Source organism: Cryptosporangium phraense, from assembly GCF_006912135.1.
GTDB lineage: Bacteria > Actinomycetota > Actinomycetes > Mycobacteriales > Cryptosporangiaceae > Cryptosporangium > Cryptosporangium phraense.
The window spans coordinates 18854-32824 of record NZ_VIRS01000048.1; the positions used below are offsets into that span (position 1 = coordinate 18854).

A 13971-nucleotide genomic window follows, 5' to 3' on the forward strand; every position below is an offset into this window, starting at 1 on the left:
ATCCGGCTGCGGAAGGGACGCGCGTCGCGGGGGAGGCGCCCGCGCAAGAGGTGGCCGCGGGGGAGGCCCGCCCGCGGGAGGCACGCCCTGGGTAGCCCCCGGAATCGCGGCGGACAAGGCGCGGGCTCGCAGGGCGCTGAGGCCCGGCCGGGGCCAGGTGCGCGGCTCGGCAGATTGTCGGGGGCGCGAAGTAATCTCGGAGAGTGCCGACATCGAAGTCTGGCGGATGGATCCGCCGCCTGTTTTCCGCGTGTTGGGCTCACCCAGGGCTGGTCGTCGGCGTACTCGTAGCTTCGTTCGGCGCGACCCTGCTGGAGGGCATCGCACCCCTGCTCACCCGAGCCGCCATCGACGATGCCGTCGGGGGGCGGGTCGACCGCGTCACGCTGATCGTCAGCATCCTGGCCGGGCTGGCCGTGCTCCGCTTCGCCGCGACGTTCTTCCGGCGGTACACGGCCGGCCGGCTCTCGCTCGACGTCCAGCACGATCTGCGCAACCGCGTCTTCACGACGCTCCAGCGGTTCGACGGACGGCGGCAGGACGCACTGCGCACCGGCCAGGTCGTCTCCCGCGCGATCTCCGACCTGCAGCTCGTGCAGGGCATCCTCGCGTTCATCCCGTTCTCGCTGGGCATGGTGCTGCTGTTCGTCATCGCGGTCGTCGCGATGTTCTCGCTCTCGGTGCCGCTGACGCTGGTCTCGCTGGCGGTCGCGCCCGCGGTGGCCTGGGCGGCCACCCGCAGTCGCAAGCGGTTGTTCCCGGCCACCTGGTCGGCTCAGCAGCGCGCCGGTGAGGTGGCCGAGCGCGTCGAGGAGGCGGTCACCGGCGTCCGGGTCGTGAAGGGCTTCGCCCAGGAGACCCGGGAGATCGTCGCGCTCGAGACCACCGCCCGCCGGCTGTTCGCCGATCGGATGCGGGCCGCCCGCATCAACGCGGTCCTCACGCCGACGCTGGCCGCGCTGCCGCAGCTGGGCCAGGTCGCGGTGCTGGCGCTCGGTGGCTGGCTGGCGCTCACCGACCGCATCACGATCGGCACGTTCGTCGCGTTCGCCGCCTACCTGGCGACGCTGGCCGGCGCGACCCGGGTGGTGTCCGGGCTGCTCACGATGGGCCAGCTGGCCCGGGCCGGGGTCGAGCGCGTCTACGACGTCATCGAGAGCGAACCGAGCGTCAAAGACCCCGCCGAGCCCCAGGAACTGCCGAAGACCCCGCTCGGCATTCGGTACGACGACGTGGAGTTCGGCTACACCCCCGACGACACCGTGCTCGACCGGCTCTCGCTGGACGTCCAGCCGGGCGAAACACTCGCCTTGGTCGGTCCGCCCGGCTCGGGCAAGTCGACGCTCGCGCTGCTGCTCACCCGGTTCTACGACGTCCGGGGCGGTTCGGTGGCGCTGGGCGGCGTCGACGTGCGCAACCTGCGCCTGGCCGACCTGCGGGGCGCGATCGGCGTCGTCTTCGAAGAAGCGTTCCTGTTCTCCGCCTCGGTACGGGCGAACATCGCCTACGGGCGGCCGGACGCGACCGAGGCCGAGGTCGAGGCGGTCGCCCGGGCGGTCGAGGCCGACGGCTTCATCCGCGCGCTGCCCGATGGGTACGACACGCTGGTCGGCGAGCGCGGGCTGACGCTCTCCGGCGGCCAACGCCAGCGGATCGCGCTGGCCAGGGCCCTGCTCACCGACCCGCGGGTGCTGCTGCTCGACGACGCCACGTCCGCGGTCGACAACGTCACCGAGGCGGCCATCCACGCGACGCTGCGCCAGGTCACGGCCGACCGCACGACGATCCTGATCGCGCACCGGCGCTCGACGCTCGCGCTCGCCGACCGGGTCGCGGTGCTCGACGGCGGCCGCGTGGTCGACGTCGGCACCCAGGCCGAGCTGGCCGACCGCTCGCCGCTGTTTCGCGCCCTGCTCGCCGGCCCCGACGACGCGGCCGAGGAAGACCCGGTCGGCACTCAGGGCTCGGTGCCGGTGCCGAACGCCGACGCGGTGACGCCGGCGCTCTGGCCGGAGGTCGAGGAAACCGACGATCCGCTGATCAACGCCCCGGTCCGCGCCGGCGGCGGCCACTTCGACCAGGGCGGCACGCCGGCCACACCCGAGTTGCTGGCCGCGGTGCGCGCGCTGCCCCCGGCGACCGAGGAACCGACGCTCCCGGGCATCGACCCGCGCGCGCCCGACCCGCAGTTCCGGCTCGGCCGCCTGCTCGGCCCGGTGCGCTGGCTCCTCTGGGCGACGATCGCGCTCATCGCGCTGGACGCGGCGGCCACGGTCGCGTTCCCGCTGCTGGCCCAGCACGCGATCGACGCCGGCGTCGTCGGCGGCTCGGAGCGCGCGCTGCTGGTCACCGCCGTGCTCGGCGTGCTGGTGGTGGCCGTCGACTGGCTGGCCGTCCGTACCCAGACCGTCACCGCGTCGCAGGCCGGCGAGAAGGTCCTGTACCTGCTGCGGATCCGCAGCTTCTCGCACCTGCAGCGGCTCGGGCTCGACTACTACGAGCGCGAGCTGGCCGGCCGCATCATGACCCGGATGACGACCGACGTCGACGCGCTCTCGACGTTCCTGCAGACCGGCCTGGCCACGGCCGTGGTCAGCGTGCTGACGATCGTCGGGGTCACGGCCGCGCTGCTGCTCACCGACGCCGGGCTGGCCGTGATCGCGCTCTCGGTGCTGCCGCTGGTCATCCTGGGCACGCTGGTGTTCCGGAAACTGTCGGCGGTCGCGTACGAGCAGGCCCGCGAGCGGGTCAGCATCGTCAACGCCGACTTTCAGGAGAACGTCTCCGGCATGCGGGTCGCGCAGGCCTACGTCCGGGAGTCCCGGTCGGCGGCCGACTTCGCCCGGCGCAGCGACGCCTACCGCCGGTCCCGGATGCGGGCCCAGACCTACATCGCGACGTTCTTCCCGTTCGTCGGGGTGCTCTCCGACCTGGGGCAGGCCGCGGTGCTCGCGGTCGGCGCGCACCGCATCGCCAGCGGCGGGGTCACGCCCGGCATCCTGACCGCGTTCCTGCTCTACCTCGGGTTGTTCTTCCAGCCGATCCAGCAGCTCTCCCAGGTCTTCGACGGCTACCAGCAGGCCCGCATCGGCCTCGGCCGCATCGGTGACCTGCTGCGGACGCCGACGTCGGTCGTCGACGCGACCGAGCCGATCGCGATCCCGCAGCGGCTCGACGGCCGGGTCGAGCTGCGCGACGCCCGGTTCCGGTACGCGGGTGCCGACACCGAGGCGCTGCGGGGCGTCTCGCTGGCGATCGAGCCGGGGGAGACCGTCGCGCTGGTCGGCGAGACCGGGGCGGGCAAGTCGACCGTGCTCAAGCTGCTCGCCCGGTTCTACGACGTCACCGGCGGGGCGGTGCTGATCGACGGCGTCGACGTGCGCAAATACCGGCTGGCCGACTATCGCGGCCGGCTCGGCGTCGTCCCGCAGGAGCCGCACCTGTTCACCGGCGATGTCGCATCGAACATCAGCTACGGGCGCCCGGAGAGCCCGCCGGCCGTGGTCGAGGGCGCGGCCCGGGCGGTCGGCGCGATCGGGATGGTCGGGTCGATCCAGGGCGGGTTCCGGCACCCGGTGTCCGAGCGCGGCGGCGGTCTGTCGGCCGGGCAGCGGCAGCTCGTCTCGCTGGCCCGGGCCGAGGTCGTCGACCCCGACCTGCTGCTGCTCGACGAGGCGACCGCGGCGCTCGACCCGGCCAGCGAGGCCGTGGTGCTGGCGGCCGGAGACGCGCTGTCCCGTCGCCGGACGACGGTCGTCATCGCACACCGGCTGGCCACCGCGGCCCGGGCCGACCGCATCATCGTGATGGAGAACGGCGAGATCGCCGAACAGGGCACGCACGCCGACCTGGTCGCGGCCGACGGGGTCTACGCGCGGCTGTGGGCCGAAGACGGCGCGGCGGCGCTCGAAGCCGAGTTGTTCGAGCGGGGCGAGGTCGACCCGGTGGGTTAGAAGCCGGACGTCCGGGGATGCGACGATCGGGGCGACTAGACGATCGCGCGATCAACAGGGGTTTTGTGCTCAGCGGTACGGAAGTGACAGGCGGGAAGATCCTGCTGCCGATGCTGGAGCGCCTGGTGGCGCTGCCCACGGTGTCCGGCAACCTCTCCGCCTCGGAGGAGGGACTCGACGTCATCGGCGAGTTCCTCGCCGAGCGCGGAATGCACGTCCGCCGGTTCGATCAGGACGGCTTCGGCGCGCTGGTGGCGACCGTGCGTCCGACGCTCACCCCGGCGGTCATGCTCACCGCCCATTTGGACGTCGTCCCCGGCCCCGAGCACCTGTTCACGTTGAAGCGCGACGGTGACCGGGTCATCGGCCGGGGCGTGTTCGACATGAAGGGCGCGATCGCCGCCTACCTGGCGCTGATCGACGAGCTCGGGCCCGAGCTCCCCGGCTACGACCTCGGCGTCATGATCACGACCGACGAGGAGACCCGCGACCTCGGCGTCAAGATGCTGCTCGAGGGCGACGGGTACCGGCCGCGGGTCGCGGTACTGCCCGACGGCGGCGACAACTGGCAGCTCGAAGAGGTCGCGAAGGGCGCCTGGCGGGTGCGGGTGAGCACGTACGGGGTCGCGGTGCACGGCTCGCGGCCCTGGTCGGGGGAGAGCGCCTCACTCAAGCTGCTCGACCTGCTGGCCGACATCCGGGCCCGTTTCCCGGTCGAGGAACCGCACGTCGACACGCTCAACGTCAGCTTCCTGCGGGCTGGCACCGCGCCGAACCAGCTGCCCGACCAGGCCGAGGCCGTGCTCGACGTCCGGGTGATGGGCCCCGACGAGTTGGCCGCGGTCGAGCGGGACGTCGCCGAGATCTGCCGCAGGCACGGCGCCGACCTCGAGCTGCTCGTGCTGTTCCCGCCGGTCAAGCACGACCTGAGCGACCCGCTGCTGACCGAGTTCGCGCGCAGCATCGAGAAGGTCGTCGGGACGAGCTGTGGCGGGTGCCTCTCGTTCGGTTCCAGCGACGCCGCCCAGTACGCGGCGGTCGGGGTCCCGTGCGCGGTGACGCGTCCCCGCGGTGGTGGCCACCACGGGGACGACGAGTGGGTCGACGTGGATTCGCTGGCCCTGCTCGTCCCGGTGCTGCGGGACTACCTAGAGAAGGTCGCCCGCCGCCCGCAGGAATAGGTCGTTCTCGGCCGGCGTCCCGATCGTGACGCGGACGCCGTCGCCGGCGAACGGGCGGACGATCACCCCGCGCTTCTCGCACCCGGCCGCGAACTCGGCCGCGTCGTCGCCCAGCGGGAGCCAGAGGAAGTTCGCCTGGGTGTCGGGGACGTCGGTTCGCAGCTCGCGCACCGCGTTCACGACCCGGGTGCGCTCGTCGACGACCAGGTCGACCCGGCGGTTCATCTCGTCCTCGGCGTCCAGCGCGGCGAGGGCGGCGGCCTGGGCGACGTGGTTGACCGAGAACGGCGTCACGACCTTGCGGATCGCGTCGGCCACCGACGGGTCGGCGGCCAGCCAGCCGACCCGGATGCCGGCCAGGCCCCAGGCCTTGGAGAGCGTCCGGAGCACGACGACGTTCGGCCGGCCCTTCGCCGCGGCCAGCCCGTCCGGCACCTCCGGGTCGCGGACGAACTCGCGGTAGGCCTCGTCGATCACGACCAGCACGTCCGGGCCGACCCGGTCGAGGAACCGCTCGAGATCGTCGGCGTGCACGGCGGTGCCGGTCGGGTTGTTCGGCGTGCAGACGAACGCGACCTTGGTGCGCTCGGTGACCGCGTCGGCCATCGCGTCCAGGTCGTGGGCGTGCGCGCCGGTGTTCGGCACCTGGACGCTGGTCGCGCCGCAGGACGTCGTGATGATCGGGTAGGCCTCGAACGAGCGCCAGGAGTACACGACCTCGTCGCCGGGCAGCACTGCCGCTCGGACGATGTGCTCGGCCAGCGCGACCGACCCGCAGCCGGACACGATCCGGTCGGGAGCGACGTCGTAACGCTCGCCGAGCCGGTTCCGCAGCGCGACGACGGCCGGGTCAGGGTAGCGGTGGGTGTTCGACACCGCGTCCGCGACCGCTTCGACGACGCCCGGCAGCGGGCCGTAGGGAACCTCGTTGCTGGCGAGCTTCACCGCCTCGGCGACGCCGGACTCGCGGGCCACGTCGCTGGGGTTCTTGCCGGCGACGTAGCGCGGGATCGTGTCCAGGTCGGGACGAGTGAGCGGCATCGCTTACTCCTTGTCGGTCGGCTGCGAGGGGGCGATCGGCACGGCGCTCGACCGGACGACGATCGACGTCACGGCCTTGTCGTGCAGGCACTGCCGTCCGGGGCGGTCCCACGTGCACCAGAGCAGGTCGGCGAGCTGCAGGGGGACGCCGCAGGGGAAGCTCGTCGCCGGGCTCGGCAAGGCCAGGATCAGCCAGCGGCGGATCGACTGCCCGAACGTGAGCGTCTGGTCGTCGACGACCCGGACCACGCGGATGCCGACCAGGCGTTTGCCGAGCGTCTGGCCGCTGTTCGCGGTGGCCGGGACCTCGTAGGCGAACCAGAGGCCGATCGTGAGGAGGATGATGATCCAGTTCAGGCGGGTCGCTTCGGAGGAGAGGGCCTCCTTGCCGAGCAGGACGTCGTTGACGACCGGGGCGACTTCCTGGGCGAACTGGTAGTAGAAGTAGCCGTTGACGACGATGCAGAGCAGGAACACCGCGAAGAGGTCGATGAGGCGGGCCACGACCCGGAGGCCCAGCGGGGCCAGTTTGGTCGTGTCGAGGGGCATCGTGGCGGTGGAGCCGGGGACGCGGATGTGTCCCGGTGGCACCGGCGGGAGCATCTGCGGGCCTTGCCCGCCCGGGCCGCCCGGTCCGCCGGACCCGGGCCGGCCGGGGCCGGGCTGGCCCCAGCGCCGCCCCGGCAGACTGGGCCGTCCCGGCGCATCCGGCCCGCCAGGCGCGCCTGGGCCGCCGGGAGCCCCCGGGGCGCCAGGAGCTCCAGCGTCGGGCCATCCCGGGCCGCCGGAATAGCCGGGCGCCTGAGGCGCACCGCCCACGCCAGGCGCACCGCCGGTCCCGGGCGCGCCGCCCACGCCAGGCGCACCGCCGGCGCCGGGTGCACCGCCCACGCCAGGCGCACCGCCGGTCCCGGACGCGCCACCCGTGCCGGGGCCGCCCGGGCCGGGGGGCGTCCAGTTCGGGGTCCAGCCCGCGGCGGCCGGCGACGGAGCGGCGGCGGGTTCGGCGGGCGGGGGGCCCGGCGGGGGCACGGCACCGACCGGCAGCGGGGCGCCGAGCCACTGCTCGCCGTCCCAATAACGCTGCGTGTCCGGATCCGCCGGGTCGGGATACCAACCGGGGATCGGGGTCACCGGATCACCTCACACCTACTCTGCCGATTCGTTGCGCGTCTGGATGCCATCCTGCCGTACGGCCGGAACAGGCAGCCCACCCGCACAACGCAGAGCCGCCGCTCCGCGTGCCTGCGGGGGTCGTGGCACACGGAACGGCGGCGTCGTGGCTCGGGGGCCGCGGGGGGTGGCCGCGCCGAGCCGACCGGCCAGGACCACGGGGGGAGGTCCGAGCCGGAGCTAGATGCGAGAGTCGCCCGTGGGGGTCCGCTCACCTGCGGTGCGGGGGGTCCGTAGGTGCGGGGGCGACCCTCGCAACAGCGACATCGGCCCGCCCCGCCCCACCCACAGACAAATCAGACGCTGCCACCGCCCTGCACCACATCAGCACCCGCACCGAGCGCCTCCAGCGCCCCGACGAAGCACTCCATCGGCGGCGTCACCAGCCCCGCACCGACCTGCCCGACCCCGGCGACCCGGCCCGCCATACCGGTGTTGATCTGCGGCAACACCCCGGACCGCACGACCTTCGTGACGTCGATCCCGGTCGCCGCGCCCCGGAAATCGAGGATCGGCAGCCCGTAGGCCGGGTTCTCCCCGGTCGTGATCCCGTACATCTCCCGACTGGTCTTCAGCGCGTCCGCGACCGTCCCCCCGACGAACCGGACGATCGCCGGCGCGCTCGCCATCGCGAACCCCCCGATGCCCGCGGTCTCGGTGATCGCCGAGTCCCCGATGTCGGGGTTGGCGTCGTCCGGCCCGTACGAGCCGAGGAACAACCCCCGCGGAGTCAGCGCCGGCCCGGTGAACCACTGCTCCCCGGTGCCCGACACCTGGATCCCGAAATCCGTCCCGTTCCGGGCCATCGTCGTCACGACCGTCGACCCGGGGATCCCGGCGGCGGCCGCGGTCTGCAGCTTGCAGGCCGGCATGACCAGGTTCAGGAAGAAGTGGTCGTTACCGCCCACGAACCGGGCCACCGAGGCCACCTCCGACGAGGCCACCCCGGCGTCGATCATCGCCGGGAGCAGGTCCCGGAGCAGCATGAGCGTCCCGGCCCGGTTCCGGTTGTGACCCTCGTCGCCCATCTGGACCATCTGCGCGATGATCCCCTTGATGTCGACCGGACCGTGCTGGCGCACCGCGGCCTGCAGCGACGGCCCGAGCACGGCCGACATCCAGCGCAGCCGCTCGATCACCTCGGGCCCGTACGCGCCGTAGCGCAGCACCTTGCCCAGGCCCTCGTTGAGCGAGCACCACGACGTGCGGTCGTGGGCCTCGTCCCGCAGGACGAACACCCACATCGACGGCGACACCACCCCGGCCATCGGCCCGACCCCGCCGTCGGAGTGGCACGGCGCCCATTCGACGCCCCCGCCCGCGAGCAGTCGTTCGGCCGATTCGACGTCGGACGCGAGCCCTTCGAACAGGGCCGCGCCGATCAGAGCGCCCCGGAGAGGCCCGGAGGCCCGCTCCCAGGTGATCGGTGGTCCCGCGTGCCGGAACTGACCCGCGGTCAGACCCACCACTTCCGACGCCGGGCGGACGTCCACCAGCGATGCACCGGCGGCCAGCATCCGCTCGAGCGCGGTGGCGTTGGCCGCGAGCCGGCGCGGATCGGCCATCACTCGGGCCAGCGCGTCGGCCGAGCCCACCGGCGGCTGCCAGGCGACCTGCGACACCGGGGCGGCCTGGGCGGTGAGCGCCTCGGCGAAGAGCTCGGCCCCGGCGGTGACGACCGTCGGTTCTCCGGACAGCAAGCTGGTCATTCCGTCACCTCGTCGGGCTTCAGGATCGCGACGGCCTCGCGGGCCGCCTCGGCGTTGGACGAGAACACCCGAGCGCCCACGCCTTGGAGCTCGGTTGCCTGGCGTGAGGCCCCCTGCGGATCGCCGGCGCTGCCGACCAGCGCGATCACCACGTCGAACGGGCGATCCGCCGCCCCCAACGCCGCGGCGATCGCGGGCGCCAGCTCGGACGCCGGGTCGGGGTGCGCGCCGTGGCCGAGAACGACGTCCATCAGCACGACCCGGGTATCCGGATCAGCGGCCTCCGACGCCAGCCGGGCCAGCCGCAGTGTCCCGTCGATCATCGGGTGCGGACGCCCGGCGGTCAGCGCGTCGTCGCCGAAGTCGAGCATCGCGTGCCCGTCGGCCTTCAGGTCGGCGCCGATCGTCCAGGCCGGGTCCAGCGGGATGTTCGACACGATCGGCCCGAGCGCGGCCGACGCGATCACCATCGCCTCGTCGCAGAGAGTTCCGCCGCTGTAGATCCCGCGCAGGTTGCCGGTGCCGAACGAGAACGGCGCGACCAGGTCCGGCCCTTCGTCCGACGGCAGCCAGCGGGGCCACGGCGACGGCGCCGTCTTCCCGAGAACGCCCAGGACCTCGGTCACGACCGCGGTCAGGTCCGGCCGGCCGCCGCCGAGCAGCCCGAACACCACCGGCTTGGAGAGCCCGGCGGCGTGCTCGCGCACCGCGTCGGCCACCGCGGGCGCCGGGGGCTTCGAGATGACCAGGATCACCTCGGTCGCCGGGTCGGCGCCCAGCGCGTCGAGCGCGGCCAGCGTCGAGCGGCCCGCGACCGCGGCCGACAGGTCGCGCCCGCCGACGCCGAGGCAGTGCGAGATACCGACGCCGGCCGCGTCGAGCAGCGTGAGTACCTGCTGGGCACCGGTGCCGGACGCGGCGACGATCCCGACCGGGCCCGGCCGCACGACGTTCGCGAAGCCCAGGCCGAGGCCGCCGACGACCGCGGTACCGCAGTCCGGGCCCATCACCAGCAGGCCGCGCTCGGCCGCCCGGTCCTTGAGCGCGATCTCCTGCTCGACCGGCACGTTGTCGCTGAACACGAGCACGTTCGCGCCCGCGTCGAGGGCGTCCATCGCGTCGGCGAACGCGTAACGGCCCGGGGTCGAGATCAGCGCCAGGTTCGCGTCGGCGGCCCGCACGGCGGCGCCGACCGTGCGCGGAGGTGGCAGCGTGCTGTCGCCGGTGGCCGGCGGCGCCTTCGCGGCCAGGGCCGACTCGAGCGCGGCGACGGCCGCGTCCCGGGTCGGCTCGTCCGCCGTCGCGATCGCGACGACCATGTCGCCGGCCGTCGCGTCGGCCGGCGGCTCGAACCCCATGCCCGCGATCAGCTCGAGGTTCAGCTCGGTGCCCATCGCGACCATCGCGCCGGTCACCCCGGGTAGGCCGCTGACGGCCTGACTCACCTGCAGGAGCTGCACCGAGTCGCGGTAGGTCCCGCGCCTGACTTCAACGTGACGCACTTGCCCTCCCTTCCGTCAGAACTTCCAAGCCCATGCGGACGCCGTGTAGCAGGCCTTTTCCCGAGGTATGCCCGATCGCGAGCAGGGCGTCGATGGCGGGATCGAGGCGGTCGGCCGGGTCGGTGAGGACGGCGGCCAGTTCGGGGATGCATTCGCCCTGGGTGGCGTGGCGCAGGAGGAGGGCGGAGACCGGGGTGGTCGCCGTCTCCGGGTGGGCTGCCAGCTCCCGGGTGACCATCGAGCCCAGTACCTCGCCGTGCGGGTGGGCGGCGGCGACCAGGGTGACCAGGGCGCCGGCGAGGATGTCGTCGCCCAGTGGGGTCAGCCCGTCACCCCGACCGAGCAGTGTTCCCACGTTCAACTCGGTTGCGCCGATGCCCACGGGCCGAATTGCTCGCTGCCGGGCGTAGGGATCGTCGTGGAGGACGGGGCGGGAGGGCTGCCACCAGCGGGTGACCGCGACCGTCAGTCCCGGCAGGTGGACCTGCCCGTCGCCGACCTCGGCGGTGCTCCCGACGGTCGCGGACGGGACCGGGACGCCGGGGCCCAGGACCAGCGCGCACGGGACGCGGACGGCCTCGGCCGACGTGACGCAGAACGGGCCGACGTAGAGCGCGGCCGAGAGCGAGGCGATGACCGGCAGGGGCTGCACCGGACCGGTCAGAATCGGGGCAACCGAGACGGACGCGGCGCACGGCAGCGTCGTGTGCACGTCCATCCCACCCCCTTTCACCGAGCAGACCGTAAATCCGCGTCTACGGTGGTCGGCATGGGAAGAATTGCCAAGGATGGCCGGGTACCTTCGGCCAATTTGACGGCATCTCCGGTCGGGTTGCCAGTGCGTGACGTGCTCGAGGCGAGCTCGTTGACCGGGGCCCGCGTGCTGGCCGGCGACACCGGGCTGGACCGGGTGGTGCAGCGGCTGAACGTGATGGAGGTGCCCGACATTCTTCCCTGGGTGAAGCCGCACGAGCTGCTGCTCACGACCGGGTATCCGCTGCGTCACTATCCCTCTTCGCTCGTTGATCTCGTGCGGGATCTGGACGAGCGGGGGCTGGCCGCGCTGGCCGTGAAGCCGCACCGGTACCTGGACGGGCTGCCGGCCGACGTGCTGGCCGAGGCCGACCGCCGGGGTTTTCCGATCATCGAGGTCACGGCCGAGATCGGGTTCGACGACATCCTCAACGACGTGCTGAGCGCGCTGCTGCACCGGCAGGCCTCGGTGCTGGCCCGCTCGGACGAGGTGCACCGCGCGCTGGTCGGCGTCGTTCTGGAGGGCGGGGACCTGTCCGACCTGGCCGCCGAGCTGACCCGGATCTTCGGCGGACCGGTCGTCGTGACGACGCCCGACGGGCGGGTCATCGCCGGCGCGGACGCGCTCCCCGACCTGCAGAGCACCGGCTGCTTCGACCCGACCGGGCGCTTCCGGGTGGACGAGGAACCGACCGGCGTCCGTCCGCATTCGGGTGGCTTCCACACGACGGTTCCGGTGGTCGCCGGGCGGATCGACCACGGGCGGATCGTCGCGTTCTCGGCTTCGCCGCTGGACGCCGCCGACGTGTACTCGCTGGAGCGGGCGGCGACGGTGGCCGCGCTCGCGGTCACCAAGCAGCTGGCGATCGACGCGGTCGAGGGCAAGTACCGGGCCGACTTCCTACGTGACCTGCTGACCGGACGGGTCGAGGACGTGCCGACCGCGGTCGCGCACGCCCGGACGCTGGGCTGGGACGTCGAGCGGCCGCTGGTCGCGGTGGTCGCCGAGCTGGACCCGGCGCACGAGACCGGGACGGTGCCCGAACTCCGGCCGGTGCAGGAGCGGTTCGCGACGGCCTGGCAGTCGGTGGTGCGCTGGCGGGACGCTCGGGCGCCGGTCGTGAACTTCAACCAGGAGGTCGTGGTTCTGCTCGGGTTGCCCGGCCCTCATGCGTCGGCGGACATGATCGAACGGGCGGTCAACGACCTGGTACGGCAGGTCGTCGGCGACGGCGGGGGCGGGCGGCGGTCGTTCTCGCTCGGGATCTCCCGGCCCGCGCTGACGGCCCAGGAGCTGCCCCGGGCCTACGAGCAGGCCCGCAAGGCGGTGCGGATCGGGCGGCGGCTGCACGGCGACGGGGCCCGGGCCAGCTTCGATCGGCTGGGGGTGCATCGGCTGCTGTCGTTGATCCCGGACACGTCGGAGCTGCGGGGGTTCGTCGAAGAGGTGCTGGGGGAGCTGGCGGCGGACACTCCGGAGAACGCGGATCTGCGCCGGACGCTGGCCGTGCTGCTGGAGACGAACTGCACGGTGGCGGAGGCGGCGCGGCGGCTGCATTTCCACTACAACACGCTGCGGTACCGGATCACGAAGCTGGAGAAGCTGGTCGGCCCGTTCACCGACGACGCGGCGCTGAGGTTGGACCTGGCGCTGGCGCTGCGGGTGCTGGAGATCCGAGGTCTGTAGGAGACGTCCCTCGTCCCGGGACATCCCGTCCCAGCTCGGTTCCGTTGTGGGCCGGGTGGCCTACCTGCACTTCACCAACGGCACCACGCGGTGCCTCGGCACCAACAGTTTTCTGTGGGCGCAGCAGTACGGAACGGTGGACAAGATCCGGATTTCGTCGGCTTCGACCTGCTGAGCGGGTGAATTGACGAGCGTGCCTCTCGGTCTTTGTGGCCGAGGGGCGCGTTTTTCGTCTCAGTATCCTATTAGGTCCGGGTTGATCACATAGGAAAGAATCTCCTTGCTTCGAGGCGGGGAGTGCACATGGGATCAGTCGCGGAAGCGGCCGAAGTAGCGGTTTATCTACGAGGGCTGAAGGCTCGGTCGAACCTGAGTTACAAGGCGCTGGCGCGCCGGGCCGGAGTGGGGAGCTCGACGCTCCATCGGTATTGCTCGGGGGAACAGTTCCCGGCGGATTTCCGGGTCGTGCAGGCGTTTGCGACGGCTTGCGGAGCGACGGCGGAGGAGGTCGGTCGGCTGCAGCAGGTCTGGGCCACGGACCCGCGGAACCCGGCGTTGGCCGCGGTAGTGTTTCCCGGCTCTGGTGAGGTGGGGGGAGCGGTCCCGTCGTTCGGCGCGTCCGCCGGGCTGCCGATCGCTTCCGCGGAGGCCGGGGTCGGCGACTCGACGGCTGGGCCGGGCCGGCCTGCCGCGCCGTTGTCCCCTGAGGCGCTCGCGATGCCGGTCGGGGAAGAGACCCCCGCCGCGAGGAACGCGATGGCGGCCTCAGCCGCGCCGATTGCCGCTACGGGGGCCGCGACCGGTGCGCCCGCCGCGACCGCTCCACCTGCCGGCGTGGTGAGGCCTGCCGGGGTGGGGACCGCTGGGGTGGTGGCGCCTGCCGCGATCGCAACGACGGCTGAGGAGGCGGCGGTGGCTGCCGCATTCGCCGGGACTGCCGTACCTGCTGGGACGGGCACGTTCGCTGCGGCC

8 protein-coding genes and 2 pseudogenes are annotated in these 13971 nt (G+C 73.0%); 4 read left to right on the top strand and 6 right to left on the bottom strand.

Going from position 1 to position 13971, the window contains the following annotated elements; genetic code table 11:
- Window positions 1-203 precede the first annotated feature (203 nt).
- On the top strand, window positions 204-3953 hold the full coding sequence (locus FL583_RS36715; protein WP_142709522.1) for an ABC transporter ATP-binding protein: 3750 nt from the start codon (window positions 204-206) through the stop codon (window positions 3951-3953).
- A gap of 83 nt (window positions 3954-4036) precedes the next feature.
- The gene (locus FL583_RS36720; protein ID WP_170324063.1) at window positions 4037-5134 is read left to right on the top strand and encodes a M20 family metallopeptidase; all 1098 of its coding nucleotides are present in this window, start codon (window positions 4037-4039) and stop codon (window positions 5132-5134) included.
- Here the strand turns inward: FL583_RS36720 and hisC are convergent.
- The 6 genes and pseudogenes from hisC to FL583_RS36745 all read right to left on the bottom strand — a co-directional run bounded on the left by hisC (window position 5102) and on the right by FL583_RS36745 (window position 11277).
- Window positions 5102-6175, bottom strand: coding sequence for a histidinol-phosphate transaminase (hisC, locus tag FL583_RS36725; RefSeq protein ID WP_142709524.1), 1074 nt, complete (start codon window positions 6173-6175; stop codon window positions 5102-5104). The two genes, FL583_RS36720 and hisC, sit on opposite strands and share 33 nt — an antisense overlap.
- Before the next feature lie 3 nt (window positions 6176-6178).
- Window positions 6179-6766: an RDD family protein gene (locus FL583_RS42150; RefSeq protein WP_240746939.1), complete on the bottom strand. Its 588-nt coding sequence runs from the start codon at window positions 6764-6766 to the stop codon at window positions 6179-6181.
- Window positions 6767-7210: 444 nt separating this feature from the next.
- A pseudogene (locus FL583_RS43260) lies at window positions 7211-7309 on the bottom strand (DUF2510 domain-containing protein); the annotation flags it as partial.
- A 335-nt stretch (window positions 7310-7644) separates the two neighbouring features.
- The gene (locus FL583_RS36735; protein WP_142709526.1) at window positions 7645-9057 is read right to left on the bottom strand and encodes a YlbE family protein; all 1413 of its coding nucleotides are present in this window, start codon (window positions 9055-9057) and stop codon (window positions 7645-7647) included.
- The gene (locus FL583_RS36740; RefSeq protein WP_142709527.1) at window positions 9054-10559 is read right to left on the bottom strand and encodes an FdrA family protein; all 1506 of its coding nucleotides are present in this window, start codon (window positions 10557-10559) and stop codon (window positions 9054-9056) included. Before FL583_RS36740 ends, FL583_RS36735 begins: the two co-directional genes overlap by 4 nt.
- Window positions 10546-11277, bottom strand: a complete 732-nt coding sequence (locus tag FL583_RS36745) for an oxamate carbamoyltransferase subunit AllH family protein (RefSeq protein WP_142709528.1) — start codon at window positions 11275-11277, stop codon at window positions 10546-10548. Before FL583_RS36745 ends, FL583_RS36740 begins: the two co-directional genes overlap by 14 nt.
- Window positions 11278-11397: 120 nt before the next feature.
- Here FL583_RS36745 and FL583_RS36750 point away from each other — a divergent pair, with 120 nt between their 5' ends.
- Window positions 11398-12999 (top strand): PucR family transcriptional regulator, encoded by a 1602-nt coding sequence (locus FL583_RS36750; RefSeq protein ID WP_205752779.1) that lies wholly within the window; start codon window positions 11398-11400, stop codon window positions 12997-12999.
- A gap of 303 nt (window positions 13000-13302) precedes the next feature.
- Window positions 13303-13503 (top strand): annotated as a pseudogene (locus FL583_RS43265) (helix-turn-helix domain-containing protein); the annotation flags it as partial.
- Window positions 13504-13971 lie beyond the last annotated feature (468 nt).

Bases quoted from the DNA above. Each gene is read 5' to 3' on its own strand.
- FL583_RS36735 (WP_142709526.1), bottom strand. From the start codon at position 9,057: ATGACCAGCTTGCTGTCCGGAGAACCGACGGTCGTCACCGCCGGGGCC.
- FL583_RS36745 (WP_142709528.1), bottom strand. From the start codon at position 11,277: ATGGACGTGCACACGACGCTGCCGTGCGCCGCGTCCGTCTCGGTTGCC.
- hisC (WP_142709524.1), bottom strand. From the start codon at position 6,175: ATGCCGCTCACTCGTCCCGACCTGGACACGATCCCGCGCTACGTCGCC.